Raw genomic sequence first — 26,869 nt, 5'->3', positions numbered from 1 at the left:
CCCCCCTCGATCTTCGCTCGGCTCAAAGAACGCCCTGCGCTTCATCGCCCGCTATTCCGAGGCGATGTATCAGGATTTGGCGTAAAATGGATATTTGCGACCGCCGTGTTACGGGTTTGCGTCGGTCGATTGTCTTGCCGTTGGAGTGACCTGTAACGGGTGGGATGGCCCATCCGCGATCGTGCCGCTCCGGACGGATGCCGGTGTGTCAGCCGGCAGGCATCGACGCATCCGGCCGCTTGAACTCACAGCGTTCCGGAGACACTCCATCATGCGCCTACGCTACGTCCTGATGACCTGCGTTGCTATTCCGCTAATGACCGTATCGGCGATCGCCGCTGCGCCGAAGGCCAAGGTCGCCAAGGTCGATGCCGCCTCTACCATGGCGGATCTGCGCCGCTTCATCGATCAGGTAAAGATCCCTTACGAAAGCTTCACGCTGCCCAACGGCCTGCGGGTGCTGGTGCATCAGGACAGCAGCGCGCCGATGGTTCACGTCAGCGTCACCTACGATGTCGGTTCGAAGCACGAGGCAGCCGGGCGAAGCGGGTTCGCCCATCTTTTCGAACACCTGATGTTCAACGGCTCGGAAAATGTACCGGGCGATTACCTGAACAAGCTTCTAAGCGTCGGCGGGGACGTGAACGGCACCACCAGTCCGGATCGCACCAACTATTACGAGAATGTCCCGACGCAGGCGCTGGAGCGCGCTATGTTCATGGAAAGCGATCGGATGGGGCATTTGCTGGGCGCCCTCGACCAGAAGACGCTCGATGAGCAGCGCGGCGTCGTTCAGAACGAAAAGCGCAACGGCGCCGCATCGCCACTCAGCATCGTGGCCCACAAGGTGCGCGCAGCGCTCTATCCGCCCGGTCACCCTTACGGTCATTCACTCATCGGCTCGATGAAGGACCTCAATGCCGCCGACCTCGACGATGTGAGAAGCTTCTTCAGGGCGCATTACGCCCCGAACAACGCCGTGCTGGTCCTCGCCGGCGATATCGACATGCCGACCGCCCGCCGATTGGCGACGAAGTATTTCGGCAGCATTCCGGCGGGCCCGCGCACCGTCCGCCCCGATATCGTGCCGATGCCGCTGACCCGCACGATCAGCGAGACGGTCACCGCACCCGTGACCTCTACAAGTATCTTTCGCGTGTGGCCGGTACCGGGGATCGACAACCGCGAGGGCTTCGTGATGGATGCCGTCATGGAAGTGCTGGGAGGGGGAGCAAATGACCCGCTGACCGACCACCTCGTCCGCGAGCAGAAGCTGTTCATCAGTGTGAGCGCCGACAATTCCTCATTTGGCCAGGCCGGGGAATTCACGATCAAGGGAACGGTGCGCCCCGGGGTGGATCCGGCGGTCGCCGCTGCCGCTCTCGACCGGGAGATCGCCACGTTTCTCAAGGGAAAGGGTGATCCGGAAGCCATCGCCCGTTTCGTCGCCCGGTTTACCTACCCGTACGTCCGGTCGCTTGAAAACGTCGGAACCCGCGGCTCGGTGCTGGCCGAAACCGCCATCGCGCAAGGCGATCCCGCAGTCTACAGACAGAACCTCAACGTCTATGCCGCCCAGACGCCGGACAGCGTCATGGCCACCGCTCGCAAATGGTTGAATCAGCCACGGTACGAACTCACCGTGACACCCGGACCACGGGTGACGCCCGAGGAGGATGACGGTATCGACGGATCGGCCCCGGCCGCACCGGCGGTTATGCCGGCCGTGCCGGTGCCCGGCCTGCAATCCGTCGCCGGGCGCAAGCTCGTAGCGCTTCCAGCCGTAGCTCCGCCGGGCGATGCCCGGTTCCCCGCGATCGAACGCGCCCGCCTCGCCAACGGCATCCCCGTGCTTTACGCCCGCAAGACGGGTGTTCCCTTCACCGACTTCTCGATGAATTTCAAAGGGGAGGTGGTGGATGCCCCGAACGACCATATGATGGGGTTCATGTACCAGCTGCTCGGGATGGGCTATTCCGGACACGACGAGAAGTGGATCGACAGCCGCAAGGAACTGCTGGGCTTGTCTTTCGGCACCGATATCGGCTGGGATGCCGGCAGCGTCAGAATGAGCACACCGGATGGCAGCCTGGATGAAGGCTTGACCATGATCCACGGCATGGTGACATCGCCGACCTTCTCTACCGTGACGCTGGAGCGCCTGAAGCGCGAAACCAACGATATGATGGTACGCAACAGGCTCTCCCCGAGTGTTCTGACAGCAGAGATCCTGATGCCGCTGGTCGATGCGGCCTCGCCTTATAACGCACTGGCCAAGTACGACACCGCTGCGGAGATCGACAAGGTCGACAGGAAGGGGGTGGTGGCGTCGTTCGAACGCTGGATAAGGCCCGAGTATGCCAGCATTGTCCTCGTATCCGACAAGAGTTTGGCGGAACTGATGCCGATGCTCGAACGGACGGTCGGCACCTGGAAGGTGCCCGGCAAGGCGGCACCGATACCGCCGCTCGACTATCGTCCCAAACCCGGTGAACCGATGATCGTCCTCATCGACCTTCCCGGTGCCGTACAGGCGAAAATCAACGGTCGACAGGTCGTACCGATAGGTTTCGGCGAACCGGCAACGGCCCTCGATATGGCAAGCTATGCTTTCGGCGGAGGCTTTGCATCACGGCTGAACATGAATCTGCGTGAGGACAAGCACTGGACATACGGCTCCTACGGCAGTCTCAATCGCCAGCGATATGGCTCGCAATATCATCTGGACGTCGCTGTTCAGCAGGACAAGGTCGGCGCGACGATCGCGGAGGTTCTCAAGGAACTCAAATCGGTAACGAACGAGCGGCCGATAACGGCGGAGGAGCTGTCGGCGGTCAAGGGCGCGGCGCTCGGACAGGCCGCGGCCAGCCTGTCCAGTCGTGACGGGATCACCAGTTCGCTCGAAGAAATCCGCAAATATGATCGGCCGGACAGCTTCCCCGCAGAAACGAGCGCCCGCTACCGCGCGGTAACGCTTGAAGAGACCAACGCCGCCTTGCGCACACAGCTTTCGGCTGATCGGTGGGTATGGGCCATCGTCGGCAACGCTGCGATCATTCGGCCCCAGCTCGATGCGCTGGGGCTTCCCGTGAAGGTCGTGAAAGCCGCGGACGTCCTGCCGCCGCTCTGAGGTTCTGTGCCCGGGGCCGGCAAGCTGCCGGCTCCGGACGCGACGATGGTCCCATCCCGGCGGAACCGGCACCGTCCATGAAACGGGTCACCATATATATTTTCTCGGATAATCCGATCGGGGAACCAAAATACGTTACGGGTTTGTGACTGCCGATTGTCCCTGCATGTAGATGCAGTCTTGGGGAAAGGCTGCCGGGGGAGAATATCGACATGCCTTTCGTCCGGTCCCGGATTCGTGCCACCCTGCTCGGTACCGCCATGCTGGCGCTGACAGCGCCGCTGCATGCGCAGACCGGCCTGCACAAGACTGCTCCCGATCGACAGACCTTCGACATCCCGGTCGGCTCACTGGATGCGGCGCTGAAGACATGGTCGCGGCTGACGAAGCGGTCGATCATCTTCCGCTCTGAGGATATGACTGCCAAACGTACGCCGGGCGTGCGGGGCATGATGTCGGCCGACGAGGCCCTCGACATCCTCCTTGCCCGCTCGGGCTTCGTCAGAATGGACGAGCCGGACGGCGCCGTCGCGATCATCCCGAAGGAGATGGTCGTGGAGGCGGATGGCGGCAACGCCACGCCTGACATTCTAGTGACCGGTCGATCGTCCTGGTCGCTGAATACCGGCATCGCCCGTACGCAGAATGACAGTCAGCCCTTCATCGTCCTGACGCGCGAGGAGATCCAGCGCAGCGGCTCCCCAAATCTGGAAACGTTCCTGCGCGATCGCCTCAACGTGAATACATCGCCCGTCGTCAGCCAGCAGGCGCGCGGCGCCAACAGCGGCACCGACAATACGCGGGGGCTCAGTTCCATCAACCTGCGTGGCCTCGGTGCTCGCGATACCCTGATCCTCGTCGACGGCCGCCGTCAGCCGGGCGTCAATATCGGGGACGGCAACCTGACGCAGCCTTCGATCACCGGCATCCCGCTCGCCTCGATCGAGCGTATCGAAGTGCTCGCCTCCTCGGCGTCGGGCATCTACGGCAGCGGTGCTTCGGGGGGCGTCGTCAACATCGTCCTGAAGCGCGACTATACCGGCGGTGAGATTTCGGCATCCTACGGCAATACCACCGATTTCGCCCAGGGTGAGGGGCAGGTCGACGTCACCTACGGCCTCCCCGTGGAAGGGGGACGCACCAGAATATCCTTCGCCGGCGGCTGGCAAAAGTCGCGACCACTGCTTTATGGTGATCGCGCCGATCTGGCGGCACGTTCGATCGCCAGAATCCGCGCGAACGATCCGGCTTTTTTCGAAGGACGTTTTCAAACCGTTCCTAACGGGACACAGCCCAACTTCACGACGAACGCCAACGCCTTGACGCTCAAGCCCGAATATGGCGGCGCAACCATGCCCCTGACCTACGGGACCATTCCCGCCGGCTATCGCGGGCTGTCCACGGACGGCGTTGCGCCCCTGGTCGCTGCCAATGGGATGTACAATTACGATCTGAACGACTCTTCCGTCGGGTCCGGTCGTCGCGCACCGCTGCTGTACGGATCGGAGCGGATCAACGGCTCGCTTACGGTCAGACGCGAATTCAACGATCGTCTCACAGGCTATGTCGGTGCGACATGGGCGCGAACAAACTCGTCCAGCGGCGTCTCTCGCGGACCGCAGACGGTTTACGTCTCAGAGGATGCGCCCGAGAATCCTTTTCAGCAGGTAATTCAGGTTGCCCTGCCTGGGGTCGCTTTGGAAAGCACCGTCCGCAACCGTCAAAAAAGCATGTCTGTAATCGGTGGTTTCATCGCGAAACTGCCGTGGGACTGGCAGGCGGCGGTGGATTTGTCTTACGCGAAAAGCCGGTTCGTCAGCGACGTCGAGTTGTCCCGCATCAGCACGACAACGGAACTGGAGCTCTCCGAGGGGCAGCAAAACGTCCTGCGCGATCTGACTATCCAACCACTCGTGTTGAATTACGACGATCTCCCTTTTGGTCGTAAACGGACCCCCGGCACGTCATCGACATTTGCGCCGTCATTGCGGGTTGCCGGTCCACTTCCGCTTCAGTTGCCCGGCGGAAAAACGCAGATGACGCTGAACATCGAGTTCGTCGATCAACGTAACGGCGCGGTCGTATCGGCCTCCAATCGAGTAACGAAATCCATTCTGACCTATGCGGCGCCTGCCAATCAACGCACTTGGTCGACCTATGGAGAAATTGCATTTCCAATCATCGGTGAAGCCAACCGACTGCCGCTGATCCGGCAATTCGAACTGCGCCTGTCCGCCCGCGCGGAGAAATATGTCGGGAATGGCGCCGATCCCTATGCCTGCTTCGGCAGCAATTCGGCGTTACCCGCCACCGATCCATTCGCAAGCTGTCCGCCAGCCGGTGCCGAGGTCGTGCGCAGCACCACCCGCAATTCTCATATCGACCCCAGCATCAGTTTCCGCTGGATCCCCGTCAAACCGCTGGTCATCCGCGGATCCTATACGACGGGCTATCTTCCGCCGAGCCTGACGCAGTTGGTCAAGGTGCCACAGCCAGCGCTGCAGTTCTTACTCAAAGATCCCGCGCGCGGTAATGAAGTCATAGGCACCCCCGGTGCCTTCGCAAACGAGATACCCGGTGCCAGCGGGGGCAACCCCGATGTCAGACCCGAATCATCCAAGACGTTGTCGGCGGGGGTGATCGTGACCCCGGCATTCGTGCCTGGCCTGCGGGTGTCCGCCGACTGGACCCGTATCAAGAAGCGTGACATCTATTTCGATCCGCAATTCCCCCTTCTGATCGGAGAAACCCAGGCCTTCTTCGAAACATTTCTCGCCGCCAACCCCGATCGGGTCACCCGGGGGCAGGCATCGGGCGGTTTTGCCGTCGGACCGATCACAAGCCTGGATGTGTCGCTCGTCAACCTTCTCGGCGCCTCGACCGAAGCCGTCGATTTCGTGCTCGACTATGGTCACCGCTTGCTGGGCGGCGATCTGGCCGTCACTTCGCGCGCTACCTTCGTGAGGTCGCTGCTGGTGGAGAGTTTCCCCGGCCTGCCGGCAATCGACTATGCCGGCGTCGTTCCCTTGGGATTTGCGACGGCTGCCGGGTCGAACGGATCGCTGCGCTGGCGTGGAAGCGCAGCGATCAACTGGAGCAAGGATAATGTCAATCTCGGCTGGCAGATTCGCTACTTTGACCGGTATGCACTGAACGAAGAGAGAGGTTTTGTCCCGGCGCAAGGTTCTGCTTACGTGAAAAGCCAGACTTATCACGATATCAACGCCAGCTATCAGGTATTGTCCGGAACGACGATCAGCGCCGGGATCAATAACGTTTTGAACAAGCGTCCGCCATTCGACACGAGCACTGCACCGCTATATTATAGCTCCTATGGAGATCCACGCTTGCGCTCGTTCTACCTTCGCGTCCAGAAAGTGTTCTGAGCCGATACGTCGACGGGGCTGGGCGACGGGCATTTCGGACAGCAATCAGTTGTTCGGATAACTTCCAAGTGCATCTGTGATCCGGTTAAGTGCTTGCCGGCAGCAGATCGTTAATCGCCAGCCGTTGCAAACATATCCCTGTCCACCGCCATCACCACAAGATAGGTGATGGCATGCAGCGCTCTTCACATGATTGACGACTTAAGGTTAAAATATTGGTTTTGTGAGCAGGTTCTTCCTTTGGAGCCTGCTCTCACCAGGTATTTGGCCCGGAATTGGCGATCGGGCGACGATGTGGCCGATCTGAGGCAAGACGTTTATGAGGCGGCGCTCTCTGGCGCCCGCCACGAAATTCCAGTAAACGTTAGCGGCTATGTGTTTGCGATTGCTCGCAACATGCTTATCAATCGCACCAAGCGCAGCCGCGTCGTGCAGTTCGAGCAATTACGCGATATCGAAACGATGGACAGGAATGCTGATCTCATGGCGTCGGATCGACATCTCGACGCACGCGACGCGTTGCGGCGGGCAAATGACGGCCTGGAGGCTCTACCACCCCGCTGTCGAGAAGTCGTCCGTTTACGCAAGGTGGAAGGCCTTTCGACCCGTGAAACGGCAGAGCGCATGGGGGTCGGGCGTGATACCGTGGAACGACAACTCGTGCTTGGTGTTCGCGCAATGGCCGATGCCATGCTGGGTGGTAGCGGGCGAATCAAACGTGGACCTTCGGTGCGATCACGCAGAGAGAAAATGCAATGATTGCCGACCGTCGATCAGCCGTCGTGATCGAGGAAGAGGCGGCGCGATGGATACTCAGGCGAGAGGAGCCCGAATGGACCGAGCGTGACGAAGCCGAACTGGCGTCATGGCTCGATCTGGCCATGACGCACCGCGCCGCGTTTTGGCGGCTTGAACATGGTTGGCAGGCGGCGGACAGGATTGCTGCGCTGGGGGAAGCACGTGCCGCCGGCCCTTTGCGCCGCCGGAGATCCTCGCGCTGGACCAAGATGCCCGACTACCTGCCCCGGTGGGCGCTGTCCGCGGGAATTGCCGCATCGCTGACTCTCGCGGTCGGCGGGATCTGGTGGGGTGGTCCGATCAGGCCGTGGGGAAAGGCCGAGACTGGAGACTATCGGACGCCTCAGGGCGGACGCCGATCGTTGACGCTTGCCGATGGCAGCCATGTGGACATGAACACGGCTACCCTGCTGCGGCGCTCCCCGGACCTGCAGGGCCGGGAAGTCTGGCTCGACAGCGGCGAGGCCTATTTCGATATCGTTCACGATCCCGGCCGGCCCTTCGTCGTCCACGCCGGTCCGCGCACCATTACCGTGCTCGGCACGCGTTTTTCGGTGCGGAACGACGGCGCGAAGGTCACAGTGGTCGTGTTGTCCGGCAGGGTGAACGTACGTGACACGCAGGCGTCTGCCGGATCGATCAAGAGCGTCGTCGTGGATGCAGGCGATATCGCCGTCGCTCGGGCAGACCGGATCGAGGTAGATCCCGATCTGCCGGAGAAGGTGGAAGCACTCACGGCCTGGCGCGACGGCAGGATCGTGTTCGACAACACGCCGCTCGCGGATGCCGTCGCCGAGTTCAATCGTTACGGTAACCCGCCCATGCGCACCGATCCTGCCGTCGGTACGCTGCGGATCGGAGGATCGTTCCGTACCGATGAAGCGGACAATTTCGTCGCACTTCTTCAACGGGCTTACGGCGTTCGGGTCAGTCGCAAGGATCGGGCGATCGTCCTCAGCCGCTGATCCATCGCCGGCCGTAACAGCGCATCGCACCGATCCCGCAAGCTGCTGCTTGAAATCCAGGCGTTACGGGTTTGCGTCGGTCGATTGTCTTCCCTCCTGAGCGACCGGGGACGGGTGGGTACCAACCCATTCATGACGGCGACGCTCCGGACGGACGTCGATGCGCCAAACGGCAGGCATCAGGGCATCCGATCGCGGAATCCACAGCGCTTTTGGAGTGACCATCTCATGCGCCTACGCCACGTCCTGATGTGCTGCGCCTTCTTCCTCCCGCTGATGGCAGCGCCAGCCATGGCGAAGCCGATGGTCACGCCGACGGCCGAAAACCCGAATACAGACACTGCCCTTGCAAGCGCGGATATCCGTCGCTTCATCGATCAGGTGAATATCCCCTATGACAGTTTCACGCTGCCCAACGGGCTGCGCGTTCTGGTGCATCACGACAGCAACACCCCGATGGTTCTGGTCAGCGTCTCCTATGATGTCGGTTCCAAGCACGAACCGGCGGGGCGTAGCGGGTTTGCCCATTTGTTCGAACACCTGATGTTCAATGGGTCGGAAAACGTACCGGGAGACTATCTCAAGCCACTCACCGATGTCGGCGGCCGCGTGAACGGCTCCACGAATTCGGACCGCACCAACTATTACGAATACATCCCCACGCAGGCGCTGGATCGTGCCTTGTTCATGGAAAGCGACCGGATGGGTCACCTGTTGGGGGCGTTGGACCAGAAGACGCTCGACGAACAGAGGGGTGTCGTCCAGAACGAGAAGAGAAACGGGTCTGCCTCGCCCACCAGCATCGTCGACACCATGACGCGCGCCGCGCTATATCCCCCCAGCCATCCTTATGGTCATTCGGTCATCGGATCGATGAAGGACCTCGACGCCGCCGATCTGGACGACGTGCGGTCGTTCTTCAGGGCGCATTACGCCCCGAACAACGCGCTGCTCGTCCTTGCCGGTGATGTCGATCTGCCTACTGCGCGCCGGCTGGTGACGAAGTATTTCGGTGCTATCCCCGCGGGACCGCGCAACATTCGCCCCGATGTCGTGCCGGCACCCCTGAAACGCACGATCAGTGAAACGGTCACGGCGCCCGTCACAAGTCCCATCATCGTCCGGGAATGGTCGGTGCCCGGCGTCCAGGACCGAGACAGTTTCGTGCTGGATGCCGTGATGGAAGTTCTGAACGGTGGCGAGGATGATCTTCTGACGAGACATCTCGTTCGCGATCAAAAGCTGTTTCAGACAGTCAGCGTCGATAACTCCTCGAATGCGCAAGTGGGGCAGTTCACGATCACGGGCACGGTGCGCCCGGGGATCGATCCCGCGGTCGCAGCCGCCGCACTCGATCGCGAGATCGCCGCCTTTCTTGCCGGTCGACCGGATGCGGATGCCGTCGCCCGCTTCATGGCGCGGTATACCTATGGCTTTGCCCGCTCGCTGGAGAATGTGACATCACGTGGTTCGACGCTTGCAGACGGCATGATGACGCAAGGCAGCCCCGACGCCTACAAGGGCAACCTTCGCATCTACGCGGCGCAGACGCCGGCCTCCCTCATGGCCGTCGCTCGCAAGTGGCTGGACCGGCCGCGATATGAATTGACCGTGATGCCCGGACCGCGTGTGACCCCGAAGGAAGACGAGGGCATCGACGGATCTGCTGTGACCGTGCCGGCGGTGCCGGCGATCGCACCGGAGCCCCCCTCGCAATTGGCCGCCAGGCGCAAGCCACGACCGCTGCCGTCCGTCGCCGCACCCTCCGATCCCGGTTTTCCGGCGATCGAACGGACCCGTCTCAGCAACGGCATTCCCGTGCTGTATGCCCGCGGATCGGCCGTGCCTTTCACGAAGATCTCGATGAGCTTCGAAGGCACTCAGCTGGACGTGCCCGGCGATTATTCCATCCGATTCATGTACGCGCTGCTCGACAAGGGGTTTGCCGGACAGGGCGAAGAGTCGATCAACAGGCGCAAGGAACTCCTCGGCCTGAATCTGGGTGCCAGTATCGGTCTGGACCAGGGCAGCGTCGTGCTCGATGCGCCTGACGTCAGCCTCGGCGATGGCCTCGGCATGGTCCGCGACATGTTGATCTCACCGGATTTCTCTGCGGCCGCGCTCGAACGCCTTAAGCGGGAAAGCATCGATCGGCTGGCGCGCGCGCGGTTGTCACCATCGACGCTGACGACCGAAGCCATATCGCCGTTGGTCGACGCGGGCTCGCCCTACAATTGGTTGCTCATGTACGACACCGCGGCAGATATCGGCGCGGTCAACCAGGCGGGGCTGAGGGCGTCGTTCACCCGCTGGATCAGGCCGGAATATGCCAGCATCGTCGTCGTGTCCGACAAAAGTCTGGCCGAATTGCTGCCCGTACTGGAGCGGACCATCGGTGACTGGAAGGTTTCCGGCAAGACGGAACCCCGTGCACCGGTCGTCCATCACCCCAGACCCGGCGTGCCCGGGATCGTCCTCATCGATCTTCCCGGGGCGGTACAGGCCGATATCGTCGGCCGGCAGACCGTGCCGATCGGTGACAGCGAGCCGGCCCCGGCCCTGATCCTGGCCAGCAAGGTGCTGGGCAACAGCTTCGGATCTCGAATCAATATGAACCTGCGGGAGGACAAGCACTGGACATACGGGTCATATGCCAGCTTCGATCGCCGGCGTTACGGATCGCAATATTCCTTCGAGGGCAGCGTCCAGCAGGACAAGGCAGGCCCCGTCATCGCCGAGGTGATCAGGGAGCTTAAGGAAGTCCTCGACGAGCGCCCGATAACGGCCGACGAACTGGCGGCTGCAAAGGCGGCAGCACTCGGTGGTGCCGCTTCGCGCTTCGCCACGCGCGATGGCATTGTCGGCGCGCTCGACGATGTGCGCCGGAATGGCCGGTCCGATACCTACCCGGCGGAAGCGAACGCCCGATACCGGGCGGTCACGCTCGAGGAAACCAATGCGGCGCTGCGCGCCCAGCTTTCGGCCGATCGCTGGGTATGGGCCATCGTCGGCAATGCCGCCATCATCCGGCCTCAACTCGACGCGCTGAAACTTCCCGTCAGGGTCATGAAAGCAGAGGACGCCCTGCCGCCGCTTTGACCCAATTTGTCAGAAGCCAGTGAATAGCTTTCGAAAACCAGTAGCGGGCTTTGCGATCGAGCTACTCCCGTCTGATTGGTCCATTGACTATACAGTCTGAATCGAGGTGAGCCTCACACCGTCTCTGGTCCGGTCTTGATAAGAAAACCGGCTCTCTTTTCGTCAGGTCAGCTATGCCAGACCTGACGAAAAAGCCCGCTCCATCGGGGTTTGGCGCCAATGAGGCCATCCGGCAGGATGGGGTGCGCATCGATCTACCGCCTCTCGGCGTACCTTGATATTCCTTTGCGGATACTCGTTCCCTTCGGAATGACCGGTTCTACAAAGGCCGCCATTCGCTGGAATGGCCATGATTGGGGTCGTCGCATCGTCGAGGGAAGAACTAGATTTCGACGACGCAGGTGAATGCCTGATGACACAAGCAGGTGTCAGCCAAGCGGTTTCAGTTCACCCGCTATAGTCAGCAGGGCACGCAAAGCCGCTGGTACCTGCCGGCGTCCGGAATAGTATAAATAGAAGCCCGGCCCCGTCGTCGCCCAGTCGGTCAGCACGAGGCGAAGGTTACCGTCGGCAACATGCTTGGCAAACAGCGGCTCAAGGCCGAACGTCAGGCCTCCACTGTTCAGCGCCATCGCCAGGGTCGATCGACTGTCGTCAGCGGTCATCGCACTTTTGATGGCCACATCGAATTCACCGTCCGGCCCCTCGAACTCCCAGCGATAGATGCTGTCGTCACCGAGACGCACCCCCAGGCAGCGGTGCTTCTTCAACTCGTCTGGATGAGCCGGCGTGCCGTGCTCTTCAAGATAACCGGGGGAGGCTGCCACAACCCAGCGGAGATCGGCCGAAAGACGCTGCGCGATCATGTCTTCGGGAACGGTCCCGCCATAGCGCACGCCGGCGTCGAACCCCTCGCCCACGACATCGACAATGCGGTTGCTGGATACCAGATCGACTTCGATATCGGGGTGGCGGCGAGACAGTTCAGCCAGCACGGGGCCCAGCACCAGCGTTACCGCGTCGACCACGGCGTTGATGCGGATCTTCCCGCCAGGAGTGGCGCGGAGCTGATCGAGACCCTCGAGTGCAGAGCCGATGTCGGCAAACGACCCCGAAACCGATTTCTCCAGCGCCTTGCCTGCCGACGTCAACGTCACGGCTCGGTTCGTCCGGTTGATCAGGCGGACGCCTGCACGCCCCTCGAAACTCTTCAGTGCATGACTGACCGCGGAGGCGGACACGCCAAGCTCGAGCCCGGCCATGCGAAAATTGCGATGCCGCGCAATCGCCAGAAAGTAGGTCAGATCAGTCAGGTTTGTACGGGTGACAAGCATGGGCTGATGCTGAACCTGATTCATGGTCGCATCAAGTAGCCTCCGGGTAACCTGCTTCGCCCGAAAGCGTTTAATAGTCCTGATCGGCGCCGACAGCGCGCATGCGGAGGTCCGGATGGGCAGTGAGACTTTTCAATTATCCCGAAGGGAAATGCTGATGAGCAGCGCCACCACTGCCGCGGTATCTTCATTTGCAAGTGAAACGGCCGAAGCCGCGCCGCCCGTGAAAGCCGTGCCGACGTACAAGGTCGCCATGACAGTGAACGGCGCGTCTCAAACGCTGACGCTCGACCCGCGCACGACGCTGCTCGATGCACTGCGCGAACATCTGCACCTGACCGGTACCAAGAAGGGCTGCGATCACGGACAGTGCGGCGCGTGCACGGTCATCGTCAACGGCGAGCGGATCAACGCCTGCCTCAGCCTTGCTGTCCAGCATCAAGGCGATGCCGTGACGACGATCGAAGGCCTCGGCACGCCAGAGCGCCTCCACCCGATGCAGGCTGCCTTCGTGAAGCATGACGGGTACCAGTGCGGCTACTGCACGCCCGGCCAGATCTGCTCCGCGGTTTCCGTTCTGGAGGAGATCAAGCGGGGCATTCCAAGCCATGCCCAGGCCGATCTGATGGCAGCGCCAAAGCCGACCGGTGCCGAGATGCGGGAACGGATGAGCGGCAACATCTGCCGTTGCGGTGCCTATTCCAACATCGTCGACGCGATGGCCGACGTTGCAGGAGCGCGCGCGTGAAGAGCTTCACTTATGAGCGAGCCACGACGCCTGCCGACGCGGCTGGGATAGTCGCGAGCAATCCCGGCGCGCGGTTCCTGGGGGGCGGTACCAACCTGCTCGATCTGATGAAGCTGGAGATCGAGACGCCTACCCATCTGGTCGACGTACAAGACCTCAAGCTCGACCGGATCGAGCCGACTGAGGCTGGCGGGCTGCGGATCGGAGCGTTCGTCACCAACACGGCACTTGCGAGCGACGAGCGGGTCCGGCGGGACTATGGCGTACTCAGCCGCGCCATCGTCGCGGGTGCATCCGGCCAACTGCGGAACAAGGCGACCACCGCGGGCAATCTGCTTCAGCGGACGCGGTGCCCGTATTTCTACGACACGAACCAGCCCTGCAACAAGCGCAAGCCAGGGTCGGGATGTGCGGCAATCGGCGGCTATTCGCGCCAGCTTGCCGTCATCGGATCGAGCGACGCCTGCATTGCAACCTATCCCGGCGACATGGCGGTTGCGATGCGCGTGCTCGATGCCACGGTCGAGACGGTGAGGGCGGACGGGAAGACACGATCCATCCCGATCGGCAGCTTCCATACGCTGCCGGGCGACACGCCGGAACGCGATAACGCGCTCGATCACGGTGAACTCATCACCGCCGTCACGCTACCGCGTCCGGTCGGTGGGACGCATGTCTACCGCAAGGTGCGCGACCGCGCGTCCTATGCATTCGCGCTCGTCTCGGTCGCCGCCATCGTCCAGCGCGACGGCAGCGGACGCGCAGCGTTCGGCGGTGTCGCCCATCGCCCTTGGCGAGTGGAGGCCGCGGAGGCGGCGATGCCCCGCGGTGCGGTCGAGATGTCGAACGCCGTTTTCGCCGACGCGCGGCCGACCGACGACAACGCATTCAAGATCCCACTCGCGACGCGCACCCTCGCGGCGGTGCTTGCAGAGGTAAAGCCATGATCTTCGATACACCCGCAGGCACCAATCCGACCGACCGGATGAAGGTGCTCGGCAAGCCTCTCGATCGTTACGAAGGGCATCTGAAAACCACCGGCACGGCGACCTATGCCTATGAATGGCAGGATGTAGCGCCCGGTTTTGCCTATGGCTACATCCTCGGCGCCGCGATCGCCAGGGGCCGGATCACGTCGATCGATACGCGTGATGCGGAACGCGCGCCCGGCGTGATCGGGGTCGTTACGTACCTCAATGCAGGCAAACCCGGGGTCGGCAAGTTCTATGTCCAGAAGATGCTCGCCGCGCCGGAGGTCGACCATTATCATCAACCGGTCGCCGTCGTCGTCGCGGAAACCTTCGAGCAGGCACGGGCGGCGGCAGGGCTGGTCCGCGTCGATTACCAGCGGACGGCGGGACGGTTCGATCTGGCGGCGCAGAACGGGAGCGCGCCGGTTCCGCCGGAGGGCGAGTTCGGTGGTCCCAATGAGAAGCGGGTCGGTGACTTTGCCAGGGCGTTCGCCGCGGCTCCGGTCAAGGTCGACGAGACCTACACGGTTCCCGATCAGGCCCATGCGATGATGGAGCCGCATGCCTCGATCGCCAAATGGGACGGCGACCGCGTGACGTGCTGGACATCGATCCAGCAGATGAACTGGGGGACGCGCGACCTGGGACTGATCCTCGGCATCCCCAAGCAGAACGTCCACTTGATCTCGCCCTACATCGGCGGGGGCTTCGGCGGTAAGGGGACCGTGCAGATCGATCTGGCGCTGGCGGCGATCGCCGCGCGCGTGGTCAAGCGCCCGGTGAAGATCGCGTTGCAGCGGCCGATCATGTTCAACACCACGATCCATCGGCCCAAGACGATCCAGCGTGTCCAGTTGGGGGCGGGCCGTGACGGGCGGCTGACGGCGATCGGGCACGACAGCCTGTCGGGCAACCTCGTCGGTGGGCGGACGGAGCCGACCGTCACCTCGACACGGACGCTCTACGCCGGCGCGAACCGGCTGACCCGGATGCGGCTGGCAACGCTCGATCTGGCCGAGGGCAACGCGATGCGTGCACCCGGCGAAGCGCCCGGACTGATGGCGCTCGAGATTGCGATGGACGAGCTGGCGGAAAAACTGAAGATGGATCCGATCGAGCTGCGCGTGGTGAACGATACGCAGGTCGATCCCGAAAATCCCGACAAGCCTTTCTCCACCAGAGCGTTCGTCCGCTGCCTGCGAGAGGGCGCGCAACGGTTCCACTGGGACAAGCGCCGGAGCACGCCGAGCGCCGTCCGCGAGGGGCAATGGCTGATCGGCATGGGGATGGCCGGGGCGATCCGTGGTGGCAAGATCGCCAAGGCCGGTGCGCGGGCGCGGCTCGACCGGACCGGCGTCGTGACGATCGAGACCGACATGACGGATATCGGCACCGGCAGCTATACCGTCGTCCAGCAGACCGCGGCCGAGATGATGGGCGTCGCGCCCGACCGGATCGTCGTCAAACTCGGTGACTCCACTTTCCCGGAAACGCCGGGATCGGGTGGTCAGCAGGGCGCGCCGTCGGTGACCGCGGGCGTCTATGCCGCGTGCACGAAGCTGCGCGAAACCGTGGCTCAGCGGCTCGGCTTCAATACGGCCGACGTAGATTTCGCCGATGGGCATGTGCATAGCGGCAACCGATCGGTAAAACTCGCCGACGCGGCCAAGGACGGCGACATCGTGGTCGAGGACCTGATGGAGTTTGCGAAGCTAGCCGACCAATTCCAGCAGCAAACCTTCGGCGCGCATTTCGCCGAGGTCGCCGTCGACGCCTATACCGGCGAGGTCCGGGTGCGACGCATGCTCGCGGTCTGCGCGGCGGGACGCATCCTCAATGCCAAGACCGCGCGCAGCCAGGTGATCGGCGGGATGGTGATGGGCGTCGGTGCGGCGCTGATGGAGGACATGGCGATCGACAAGCGTTTCGGCTTTTTCGTGAACCACGATCTTGCGGGCTACGAGGTGCCGGTACACGCCGACATCCCGCATCTCGACGCCTTCTTTATCGACGAGGTCGATCCGACGATCTCGCCGGTGAAGGCGAAGGGGGTGGGTGAGCTGGGTCTGACCGGAGTGGCGCCGGCGATCGCCAATGCGATCTACAACGCGACGGGTGTTCGGGTGCGGGAATATCCGATCACGCTTGAGAAGCATCTCGACCGGCTGCCGGCGCTTGCGTGATTCGATGGCCAATCTCGCCCGGCATTTTGAACGGCGGAGATGAACCAGCGTCTGAATTGACGGGCGGATCAAGGCACGTGAATGACCACATGCTGTTCCTGGCTACGATCCGCTAGTTGGTAGTGTCGTCGAAAGCACGAAGTTCGGGCGGCAATGTCCGGTATCTGATTGCCCGCGCTGCTCACACGCTACACGCTCGGCATCGCGGTCCGCCGACGTCGCCAACTTGTCGATGCCGCAGCCCAAGAGAAGCAGCGCGAACTGATCCCGGGCCAGCCGCCCGTCACCGGTTCTGTCGAGCGGCATCTGGCCTTTCTGGCCAAGAGATCGCCGCATCGACGAGGCAACCGCCGACGCCATGATCGACCATGGCATGTCGATCCCGCTTGACCCGCGATACGGTTGCTAAGCGCGTGCATGGGCAGGCAGTCGAAGGGGTCCATATCGAGAGACAGATCATCACGCGGAACAGTGCTTCGATACGAGCCCTCGATACGCTCCTGCGGAGCCACTCGGTCCCTACTCAACACGAACGGACAGAAATGGATCATCAAACTTCAGCCAGCCGCCGGGTTCAGCCATCACAAAATCACCCCTGTCCTACACGAAGACGAAGAACTACCCCCGTCGAACAACCGCTCTTTGCCACCGTCGATCTATAATCCCCGCCCGCCCCCGCGCGCGTACACCCATGCGCCCGCCCGCGCGCACGTGGGAGAGTGTGACTTTAGCGACTTTCCGCGCGCATCCGTACCCGGCGTCAGTTGTCGCCCGACACCAGATTGCCGAGCCCATGCCGGTGCAGCTTGGAATACAGGCTCTGCCGGCTGACCCCCAGTATTTCGGCCGCCGATGCGCGATTGTCCGAGGTATAGACCAGCGCCGCCTCGATGCAGAGCCGCTCGATCATGTCGGTGCTTTCCCGCACGATCTCCTTCAGCGACATCCGCCCGACCAGTTCGGTTAGCTGGCTGACCGACCGCGGCACATCGCCGCCGGCCGCCGGCACGCTGCGCAGCCGCCGCCCGACATTGCGGATCGTGAAGCCGTAACACTCGCCCTGCCCGGCCAAAGGTCCGGAGGGCGCGATGACGCCGGAAATCTCGATCTCCTCCTGCGCCCCCGCCGCGCCGCGCAGGATGGTCGCGACGTTGCGCACCGATCCATGTTCGCGCAACTGACCGACGATCAGTTCCAGATCGATGCCCGGCCGGCCCAGCCACGTCCCCAGCCGCCCGCCGACCACCCGGTCGATCGACGGCAGTTCGGTCAGTTCCAAGAACGCCGCATTCGCGGTCAGCACCGTCATGTCGCGATCGACCAGCACGAACGCATCCGGCATCCGCTCGACCACCTCGGCCAGCGTGGCGTCGAACCGGTGGCCGGCGATCGTGTTCTCGGCCGGCTCGATGCGCAGGATCAGCATCGGCGTGCGCGCCTGCCGGAACAGCCGCACCGATATCCGCGCCTCGCCGCGCCGGTTGGCCAGCCGCAGGATGACCGGCCTGACATCGTCGGCCGCTTCCGACGCACCCAGGTGCGCGATCAGGTCGTCGCGCTGCTCGATCGCGACGATCATGTTCACCGGATTGCCGATCAGCGCGCCATCGCTGACGTCCAGCAGGTCGTGCGCCGCCGGGTTGGCCTCGCGGATGCGGCGCGTTTCGGCATCGACGATCAGCACCGGCTCGGATGCCATGTCGAACAACAGGCGATACCGCGTCTCGGCCTGACGCAGCCGGATATAGTCGCGCTCCAGCGATTGCTGGGTCTGCAACAGCCGCTGCTGCATCGCCGCCGCGCCGCGCATGTCGCGACCGATCGCGATCAGCCGCTCTCCCTCGCCCAGCGCGATCACCAGATACCGGACCGGCACGTCGCCCCCGGCCGCGGGATGGTTCACCTGCCGCCAGCGCGCCGTATCGCCCGCCGTCGCCGCGGCCAGCATCTCGGCGATCTTCGTCCGGCTCTCGCCCGTCACCGTATCGATCCACGCGCTGCCGACCCAGTCGGCGAACCCGTGATTGACCAGATCGCCGTGCGACACGGCGATATCCAAGATGTCCCCCGTGGCCGACAGGATGAACGCGACGTCCCCGACCGCCGCCAGCAACGTCGCGGCGACGCCGGCGGACAACGCGCCCGGCATGGTATCGGGCGTGGCAAAGGTCGCTTTACGAGACAGGGCGATAGGCTTGTTCATCGACGAGCGTCGCACTCCCGGAAGACCGATAATCGTTCAGACCGTCAGGATATCCCCCTCACGCGCACGGACCAGATCCGCAGCGACCTTCAGGGCAAGTCTGGCGTCCTGCGCCGTACCATCCGCACCGACATGTGCCGCAAGATCGGGATCGGCACTGAAAATCCGGCCGCCGACCATGATGCAGACACGTGGGTTCTTCGATACATTCCGCATCGCACCAATAACCGACGTCAGGCCGGCGATATGGCAGTCGCAACTTATCGTCAATCCGATCATGTCGAACCATGATTCGCCGACCCGCTTCAGCAGGTCGGGCGTTGCGGCATCGCTCATCCGGTCGGTCGTCCAGCCATCGCGGCGGAACAGTTCGTCGATCACCACGGTGCCGAAATTATGCTGGTCGCCGGGCATCGAGGCGAACAGCGCGCGCCGCCCGCCCGGCGCGACCGGCCGATTGCCCGGCGAACGCGCGGCGATCTCGTGGACCACCTCCTGCAACCGCCACAATCCCATCGTCACCTCGACGAAATCGCAGCGATCGTCCTCCCAATATTCGCCCAGCAGGCGTGCCGTCGGCGCCAGCAGGTCGACCATCACGGTCTCAACCGATACGCCCCGCGCCAGGATCGCCTCGACATGGGCCAGCAACGCGTCCGCCTCGACCATCAGCGCGAGCGGCGCGAGATCGGCGATCTCGACCGCGTCGATCGTGGCGCGGCCATCGGTCGTCGGCGCATCGGGGAGGCCGGATGCGTGCGCGATCATCAGGCGCGGAATGATTTCGCTTTCGATCAGGGCGGACAGTGATCGCTCGCATTCGACATCGGCGAGCAGGCGAAACGCGGCCAGTCCCTCGGCATCGGCGCGAAACCGGCGGGCCGACGAAGCATCGCTCCGGGCCGCATCCGTATCGCCATATCTCGCCAACGACGCCATCACCGGCTCTCCCAGCCAGGCCGACCCAATCGCCCTACTTGCGAGACCGGCGTTTTCGCCATGCTTCGCGACTCGAAACTTATCCTCGATCAACGGTAGAGGCAACAACCCAAACACGCCGCACCGCACTATGTGTCAACAACATTGGACGTCAGTTTTAATTGACACTTTGATCGAGGTAGTTCTAGTCTCGCTGACAATAAGGGCGAGGGAGAGCGATGCGGGCGAACGACCCAGATTTCGCAAAAGCGATACGAAGCGGCACCCCGCCGCTGTACGACGCCGACCAGCGCCGCCGCCGCGACTCGACCCGGTGGACGCTGGTGCAGGGCATTCTCGCCCCCATCCAGTTCCTGATCTTCCTCATCAGCCTGGCACTGGTGCTGCGCTACCTCGCCACCGGTCGGGGATCAGAGGCCGCCACGATCTCGATCGTCGTGAAGACGATCGCGCTCTACGCCATCATGATTACCGGATCGATCTGGGAAAAGATCGTGTTCGGCCGCTGGCTGTTCGTCCCCGCCTTCTTCTGGGAGGACGTGTTCAGCATGCTCGTGCTGGCCCTCCACACCGCCTATCTGGTGGCGCTGGCCGGTGATGTCGGCACCGAGCGCAACCGGATGCTGCTCGCCCTGGCGGCCTATGCCACCTATGCGATCAACGCGACGCAGTTCCTGCTGAAACTGCGCGCCGCACGGCTTCAGGGTGGTGCGCCCGCCCGCATGGCGGTGTCCGGGTGACCCCGGCGCTGCCCGCGACGACCCCGGGGTGCGACGCCGCACCGGTGCTGCGCGAGCGTGGTCAGCGCGAGGTGTTCTGCGGCCTGACCGGCATCATCTGGCTGCATCGCAAGGTGCAGGACGCGTTCTTCCTCGTCGTCGGTTCGCGCACCTGCGCGCACCTGCTGCAATCCGCCGCGGGCGTGATGATCTTCGCCGAGCCGCGCTTCGCCACCGCGATTATCGAGGAACGCGACCTTGCCGGCATGGCCGACTGCAACGAGGAACTCGACCGCGTCGTCGATCGGCTGCTCGCCCGCCGCCCCGACATCAAGCTGCTGTTCCTCGTCGGCTCCTGCCCGTCGGAGGTCATCAAGCTCGACCTGACGCGCGCCGCCGCGCGCCTGTCGGTCAAGCATGCCGGCGTGACGAAGATCCTCAACTACTCCGGCTCCGGCATCGAGACGACCTTTACCGAGGGCGAGGACGCCTGCCTCGCCGCGCTGGTCGCCGATCTGCCGGCCGACACCACCGATGCGCCGAGCCTGATGATCGTCGGCGCCCTGCCCGATGTCGTCGAGGACCAGTTCCTGCGGCTGTTCGCCGACCTCGGCATCGCTCCCGTCCATGTCCTGCCGGCACGGCGGGCGGACGACATGCCGCCGGTCGGCCCCCACACGCGCTTCCTGTTAGCCCAGCCGTTCCTCGGCGAGACCGCCCGCACGCTGGAAGATCGCGGCGCACGCCGCCTCGACGCGCTGTTCCCGTTCGGCGCGGAGGGGACGACCGACTGGCTGCACGCCGCGGCCCGCTCCTTCGGCATCGACGAGATGCATTTCCGCCGCGTGATCGCACCGGGCCGCGAGCGCGCCAAGCGCGCGATCGAGCATTCGCGCGATCGACTGGCGGGCAAGCGCATCACCTTCCTGCCCGATTCGCAACTGGAGGTGCCGCTGGCACGCTTCCTCGCCACCGAGGCCGGCATGATCCCGGTCGAGGTCGGCACGCCCTATCTCCACCGCCGCCACCTCGCTGGAGAGCTCGCGCTGCTGCCGGCGGGAACGCTCCTCAGCGAGGGGCAGGACGTCGATCGCCAGCTTGACCGCCTCCGCGCCGCACGGCCGGACCTGACCGTCTGCGGCCTCGGCCTCGCCAACCCGCTGGAGGCGGAGGGGCTGACGACCAAATGGGCGATCGAGCTGGTCTTCTCGCCGATCCACGGCTTCGACCAGGCCGGCGACCTCGCCGAACTCTTCGCGCGACCGCTGCGGCGGCGCGACGTGTTGAGGGTCTGAGGCGATGCAGCTGACCGTCTGGACCTATGAGGGACCACCCCATGTCGGCGCGATGCGGATCGCCACCGCGATGCAGGGTGTCCACTACGTCCTCCATGCGCCGCAGGGCGATACCTATGCCGACTTGCTGTTCACCATGATCGAGCGGCGGGGGCAGCGTCCGCCGGTCACCTACACGACGTTTCAGGCGCGCGATCTGGGCAAGGATACCGCCGAACTGTTCCAGCAGGCGGCGCGCGACGCCTATGCCCGGTTCCAGCCGCAGGCGATGCTGGTCGGCGCATCCTGCACCGCAGAACTGATCCAGGACGACCCCGCCGGCCTTGCCGAGGCGATGCGCCTGCCCTGCCCGGTCGTCGCGCTCGAACTGCCCAGCTATCAGCGCAAGGAGAACTGGGGCGCGGCGGAAACCTTCTACCAGCTTGCCCGCCGGATGTGCGCCGATACGGTCCCCGCCCCGCGGCCCGATGGCGGCAGGCCCACCGCCAACATCCTGGGGCCGACCGCGCTCGGCTTCCGCCACCGCGACGACGTGATCGAGATCACGCGTCTGCTCGACCGTCTCGGCATCGCCGTGAACGTCACCGCCCCGCTGGGCGCGACGCCCGCCGATCTGGCGCGGCTGGGCGATGCCGATTTCAACATCTGCCTCTATCCCGAGATCGCCGACACGCTGTGCCGCTGGCTCGAACGCCGCTTCGGCCAGAAGACCGTGCGCACCGTGCCGATCGGCCACGGCGCGACCCGCGACTTAATCGCCGAGGTCGCCGCGATCGCCGGCGTCGATGCCACCGTCGCGCTCGATACATCGAACCTGCCGTGGTGGAGCCGATCGGTCGATTCGACCTATCTGACCAACAAGCGCGTCTTCATCTTCGGCGACGCGACGCACGCCATCGCCGCCGCCCGCGTGGCGCGCGACGAACTGGGGTTCGAGGTCGTCGGCCTCGGTTGCTACAACCGCGAGTTCGCCCGCGACCTGCGCGTCGCGGCGGCCCTCTACGGCGTCGAGCCGCTCGTCACGGACGATTATCTCGCGGTCGAGGCGGCGATCCAGACGCTTCAGCCGGAACTGGTGCTCGGCACCCAGATGGAACGCCACATCGCCAAGCGTCTGCGCATCCCCTGCGCGGTTATCTCCGCACCCGTCCATGTGCAGGATTTCCCCGCTCGCTATGCCCCGCAGATGGGGTTCGAGGGCGCGAACGTGCTGTTCGACACCTGGGTCCATCCGCTGGTGATGGGACTGGAGGAGCATCTGCTGACGATGTTCCGCGACGATTTCGAATTCTCGGATGCCGGCGGCGCCAGCCATCTTCCCTCTGCTCCCCTCCCGCTTGCGGGAGGGGTCGGGGGAGGGCCTGTTTCGACAGCAAACTACGATGGAACAAGCCCACCCCTGACCCCTCCCCGTGCCGAGGAGGATTTATGGTCCGCCGATGCGGAACGCGAGCTGCTGAAAATCCCGTTCTTCGTCCGCGGCAAGGCGCGGCGGAACACCGAAAAGTTCGCCACCGAGCGCAACCTGTCCACCATCACGCTCGACACGCTGTACGACGCGAAGGCGCATTATGCCCGGTAGCGCGCCCCTGCACGTCGTGATCGTCACGCTCGACAACCATCTGTCGGGCGCGGCCGAGCGCGCGGCGGCTCGCTTCGCTGCGGAGGATGCGGGTATCACGATCGGCTTCCACGCCGCTGCCGACTGGGACCGCACCCCCGGCGCGCTCGACCGCTGCATCGCCGACATCGCGCGCGGTGACATCGTCATCGCGACGATGCTGTTCCTCGACGATCACATTCGCGCCGTCCTCCCCGCACTGGCGGCGCGGCGCGAGGAATGCGCGGCGATGCTGGGCCTGATGTCGGGCAGCGAGGTCGTGCGGCTGACGCGGCTCGGCGACTATCGGATGGACAAGCCCGCCAAAGGCCCGCTCGCCCTGCTGAAACGCCTGCGCGGCTCGTCGAAATCAGGGGGTTCGTCGGGCGCCGGCCAGATGAAGATGCTGCGCCGACTGCCTAAAATGCTGCGCTTCATCCCCGGCACCGCACAGGACGTCCGCGCTTATTTCCTGACGCTGCAATATTGGCTGGCGGGGTCGGACGACAATGTCGTCGCCATGATCCGCGCGCTCGCGCATCGCTATGCCGGCCACACCGAGCGGGCCGAGGCGCCGCGCGATTATCCCGATGTCGGCGTCTATCACCCACGGATGCCGGGCCGCATGGCCGAGCGGATCGACGCACTGCCGGCCGCGAAGGAAACAGACGGCACCGTCGGCCTGCTAATGCTGCGCTCCTATCTGCTCGGCCGCGATACCGGTCATTATGACGGCGTGATCGCGGCGATGGAGGCCAGGGGTCTGCGCGTCGTCCCCGCCTTTGCCAGCGGCCTCGATTCGCGCCCCGCGATCGAGAAGTTCTTCATGAAGGACGGCCGCACCACCGTCGATGCGGTCGTGTCGCTGACCGGCTTCAGCCTCGTCGGCGGCCCCGCCTATAACGACGACGCCGCGGCCGAGGCGATGCTCGCGCAGCTCGACGTTCCCTACATCGCCGCGCACCCGATCGAGTTCCAGTCGCTCCAGCAATGGGGTGCTGGTCGTCAGGGACTGTTGCCGATCGAGGCGACGATGATGGTCGCCATTCCCGAGCTGGACGGTGCGATCCTGCCGAGCGTGTTCGGCGGCCGGGCGGACGGATCGGGCGAGCCCTGCACCGGCTGCGGGCGACGCTGCCGCTTTCCCGCCTCCGGCCTGACCCGCGAGATGCAATCCTGCCCGGAACGGGCCGAGGCGCTTGCCGCGAAAGTCGCCGCGCTCGTCACGTTACGCCGTAGCGAGCGGGCGACCCGCAGGCTCGCGATCATATTGTTCAACTTTCCGCCCAATGCCGGCGCGACCGGCACCGCCGCGCATCTGGCGGTCTGGGAATCGCTGCATGCCACGCTGACCCGCCTGTCGGGCGAAGGATATGACGTCGCGGTGCCGGCCGATGTCGATGCGCTGCGCGACGCCGTCCTGCACGGCAACGCCGCCCGCTACGGCGCCGATGCCAATGTCCATGTCCGTATCCCCGCCGACGACCATGTCCGCCGCGAACCGCATCTCGCCGCGATCGAGGCACAATGGGGCCCCGCGCCGGGCAAACAGCAAAGCGACGGCGGCAGCATTCAGGTGCTGGGCGCGCAGTTCGGGCAGGTGTTCGTCGGCATCCAGCCCGCCTTCGGTTACGAGGGCGATCCGATGCGCCTGTTGTTCGAGGGCCGCTTCACCCCCACCCACGCGTTCAGCGCTTTCTACCGCTGGCTGCGCGAGGATTTCGGGGCGCAGGCCGTGCTTCACTTCGGCACCCATGGCGCGCTCGAATTCATGCCCGGCAAGCAGGCGGGGCTGACCGGCGATTGCTGGCCCGAACGGCTGATCGGCGCGCTGCCCAACATCTATCTCTATGCCGCCAACAACCCGTCCGAAGGGCTGATCGCCAAGCGCCGGTCGGGCGCTACGCTGGTCAGCTACCTGACGCCGCCCCTCGCGCAATCCGGCCTGTACAAGGGGATGGCCGATCTGAAGGCGCTGCTCGAACGCTGGCGGTCGTCGCCATCGGCGGACGAGCGCGCCGCCCTCGCGCCGATGATCGCGACGCAGGCCGGGACGCTCGATCTCGATGCCGGCGACATCTCGACGCTCGCCGCGCGCCTGTACGAGGTGGAGCGCGAACTGATCCCGCACGGCCTGCACGTGCTGGGCCGGCCGATTCCCGAGGATCAGCGCGCGCAGATGATCGCGGCCGGTGCCGACCTGACCGACGGCAATGGTGAACTCGACGCGCTCGTCCATGCGCTCGATGCCGGTTTCGTGCGGCCGGCGCCCGGCGGTGACGTGCTGCGCAATCCCAAGGTATTGCCGACCGGGCGCAACATCCACGGCTTCGACCCCTTCCGCATCCCCGGCGCCTTCGCCTGTGCCGAGGGAATCGCGCAGGCCGACGAACTGATCGCCCGCCACACCGCGACCGCCGCCTTCCCGGAAACGCTGGCGATGGTGCTGTGGGGCACCGACAATTTGAAATCCGAAGGCATCCAGATCGCGCAGGCGCTGGCGCTGATCGGCGCCCGCCCGCGCTTCGATGGATATGGCCGGCTGGCGGGGGCGGAACTGATCCCGCTCGCCGAGCTTGGCCGGCCACGCATCGACGTCATCGTCACGCTGTCGGGCATCTTCCGCGACCTGTTGCCCCTCCAGACGCGCATGATCGCCGAGGCCGCGTGGCTCGCCGCCGATGCCGACGAGCCGCTCGACCGGAACTTCGTCCGCAAGCACAGCCTGTCGCACGCCGCCATCCATGGCTGCGATCTCGAAACCGCGGCCCTGCGCGTCTTCTCCAATGCCGAGGGGTCGTACGGCGCCAACGTCAACATGCTGATCGACGATGGCGCATGGAGCGATCCCGACGAGATCGCCGAGGTGTTCGAACGGCAGAAGGGCTATGCCTATGGCCGCACCGGCATCCCCGCGCGACAGGCGGCATTGTTCAAATCGGCACTGGCCGGCGTCGATCTCGCCTATCAGAACCTCGATTCGGTCGAACTCGGCGTCACCGACATTGACCATTATGTCGACGCTTTGGGCGGCATCAGCCGCTCGATCACCCGCGCGAAGGGCAGCGCCGCGCCGATCTACATCGTCGATGCCACGCAAGGGCCGACGAAGGTCCGCACGCTGGCCGAACAGGTCGATCTGGAAACCCGCACCCGGATGCTCAACCCGCTCTGGTACGAGGGGATGCTGAAACACGGGTTCGAGGGCGTGCGCGTGATCGAGAGCCATGTCACCAACACGATGGGCTGGTCGGCGACGACCGGCACGGTGAACCCGTGGGTCTATCAGCGGATCAGCGAAACCTATGTGCTCGACGCCGCGATGCGCGAACGGCTCGCCACGCTCAATCCCAAGGCGTCGGCGCGCGTCGCCCACCGCCTGATCGAGGCAAGCGACCGGCAGTTCTGGGCGCCCGATGCCGCCACCCTCGCGGCGCTCCACGCCGCCAGCGACGAACTCGAAGACCGCCTGGAAGGCGTCACCGCGGTGGCGGCATGA

General features: G+C 64.3%; 16 protein-coding genes. 12 read left to right on the top strand and 4 right to left on the bottom strand.

From position 1 onward, the window contains the following. The first annotated feature begins 271 nt into the window (after window positions 1–271). From JAO74_RS14465 to JAO74_RS14445, 5 genes are all read left to right on the top strand, one after another. Window positions 272–3,130, top strand: coding sequence for a M16 family metallopeptidase (locus JAO74_RS14465; RefSeq protein ID WP_199039549.1), 2,859 nt, complete (start codon window positions 272–274; stop codon window positions 3,128–3,130). A 260-nt stretch (window positions 3,131–3,390) separates the two neighbouring features. Next, the gene (locus tag JAO74_RS14460) at window positions 3,391–6,516 is read left to right on the top strand and encodes a TonB-dependent receptor (RefSeq protein ID WP_233151027.1); all 3,126 of its coding nucleotides are present in this window, start codon (window positions 3,391–3,393) and stop codon (window positions 6,514–6,516) included. 189 nt (window positions 6,517–6,705) lie between these two features. After that, on the top strand, window positions 6,706–7,275 hold the full coding sequence (locus JAO74_RS14455) for an RNA polymerase sigma factor (RefSeq protein WP_199039542.1): 570 nt from the start codon (window positions 6,706–6,708) through the stop codon (window positions 7,273–7,275). Further along, window positions 7,272–8,279 carry a FecR family protein gene (locus tag JAO74_RS14450; protein ID WP_199039539.1) on the top strand — a complete coding sequence of 336 codons (1,008 nt, stop codon included), beginning with the start codon at window positions 7,272–7,274 and terminating at the stop codon, window positions 8,277–8,279. Before JAO74_RS14455 ends, JAO74_RS14450 begins: the two co-directional genes overlap by 4 nt. Window positions 8,280–8,411: 132 nt before the next feature. Continuing rightward, on the top strand, window positions 8,412–11,378 hold the full coding sequence (locus tag JAO74_RS14445) for a M16 family metallopeptidase (protein WP_416194313.1): 2,967 nt from the start codon (window positions 8,412–8,414) through the stop codon (window positions 11,376–11,378). A gap of 428 nt (window positions 11,379–11,806) precedes the next feature. Here the strand turns inward: JAO74_RS14445 and JAO74_RS14440 are convergent, their stop codons facing one another. Beyond that, window positions 11,807–12,736, bottom strand: a complete 930-nt coding sequence (locus JAO74_RS14440) for a LysR family transcriptional regulator (protein WP_233151026.1) — start codon at window positions 12,734–12,736, stop codon at window positions 11,807–11,809. Window positions 12,737–12,827: 91 nt separating this feature from the next. Here JAO74_RS14440 and paoA point away from each other — a divergent pair, with 91 nt between their 5' ends. Genes paoA through paoC form a run of 3 tightly spaced genes read left to right on the top strand, consistent with a single transcriptional unit; the run spans window position 12,828 to window position 16,614 of the window. Continuing rightward, window positions 12,828–13,460, top strand: coding sequence for an aldehyde dehydrogenase iron-sulfur subunit PaoA (paoA, locus tag JAO74_RS14435; RefSeq protein WP_199039529.1), 633 nt, complete (start codon window positions 12,828–12,830; stop codon window positions 13,458–13,460). Next, window positions 13,457–14,407 carry an FAD binding domain-containing protein gene (locus tag JAO74_RS14430; RefSeq protein WP_199039526.1) on the top strand — a complete coding sequence of 317 codons (951 nt, stop codon included), beginning with the start codon at window positions 13,457–13,459 and terminating at the stop codon, window positions 14,405–14,407. The genes paoA and JAO74_RS14430 overlap by 4 nt, the downstream gene beginning before the upstream one ends. Then, window positions 14,404–16,614 (top strand): aldehyde oxidoreductase molybdenum-binding subunit PaoC, encoded by a 2,211-nt coding sequence (gene paoC / locus JAO74_RS14425; RefSeq protein ID WP_199039523.1) that lies wholly within the window; start codon window positions 14,404–14,406, stop codon window positions 16,612–16,614. The genes JAO74_RS14430 and paoC overlap by 4 nt, the downstream gene beginning before the upstream one ends. A gap of 102 nt (window positions 16,615–16,716) precedes the next feature. Here the strand turns inward: paoC and JAO74_RS14420 are convergent, their stop codons facing one another. The 3 genes from JAO74_RS14420 to JAO74_RS14410 all read right to left on the bottom strand — a co-directional run bounded on the left by JAO74_RS14420 (window position 16,717) and on the right by JAO74_RS14410 (window position 19,756). Beyond that, window positions 16,717–16,989, bottom strand: coding sequence for a hypothetical protein (locus JAO74_RS14420; RefSeq protein WP_199039520.1), 273 nt, complete (start codon window positions 16,987–16,989; stop codon window positions 16,717–16,719). A gap of 385 nt (window positions 16,990–17,374) precedes the next feature. Next, the gene (ppsR, locus tag JAO74_RS14415) at window positions 17,375–18,817 is read right to left on the bottom strand and encodes a transcriptional regulator PpsR (protein ID WP_199039517.1); all 1,443 of its coding nucleotides are present in this window, start codon (window positions 18,815–18,817) and stop codon (window positions 17,375–17,377) included. Between the two features lie 36 nt (window positions 18,818–18,853). Then, entirely contained in the window at window positions 18,854–19,756 is a 903-nt protein-coding gene (locus tag JAO74_RS14410; RefSeq protein WP_199039514.1) for a cobalamin B12-binding domain-containing protein, read from the bottom strand. A gap of 218 nt (window positions 19,757–19,974) precedes the next feature. Between JAO74_RS14410 and bchF the strand changes: the two genes are divergently transcribed. From bchF to JAO74_RS14390, 4 genes are read left to right on the top strand one after another with little or no spacing between them, the layout of a single operon-like run. Continuing rightward, on the top strand, window positions 19,975–20,496 hold the full coding sequence (gene bchF / locus JAO74_RS14405; protein WP_199039511.1) for a 2-vinyl bacteriochlorophyllide hydratase: 522 nt from the start codon (window positions 19,975–19,977) through the stop codon (window positions 20,494–20,496). Continuing rightward, window positions 20,493–21,770 carry a ferredoxin:protochlorophyllide reductase (ATP-dependent) subunit N gene (locus JAO74_RS14400; RefSeq protein ID WP_199039508.1) on the top strand — a complete coding sequence of 426 codons (1,278 nt, stop codon included), beginning with the start codon at window positions 20,493–20,495 and terminating at the stop codon, window positions 21,768–21,770. The genes bchF and JAO74_RS14400 overlap by 4 nt, the downstream gene beginning before the upstream one ends. Before the next feature lie 4 nt (window positions 21,771–21,774). After that, window positions 21,775–23,352, top strand: a complete 1,578-nt coding sequence (bchB, locus tag JAO74_RS14395; protein WP_199039504.1) for a ferredoxin:protochlorophyllide reductase (ATP-dependent) subunit B — start codon at window positions 21,775–21,777, stop codon at window positions 23,350–23,352. Beyond that, window positions 23,342–26,869, top strand: coding sequence for a magnesium chelatase subunit H (locus JAO74_RS14390; protein ID WP_199039501.1), 3,528 nt, complete (start codon window positions 23,342–23,344; stop codon window positions 26,867–26,869). Before bchB ends, JAO74_RS14390 begins: the two co-directional genes overlap by 11 nt.

Source organism: Sphingomonas mollis (genome assembly GCF_016427505.1).
Lineage (GTDB): Bacteria > Pseudomonadota > Alphaproteobacteria > Sphingomonadales > Sphingomonadaceae > Sphingomonas > Sphingomonas mollis.
The sequence above is the reverse complement of the archived record's forward strand: the minus strand, read 5'-3'. Positions and strand labels throughout refer to the sequence as shown.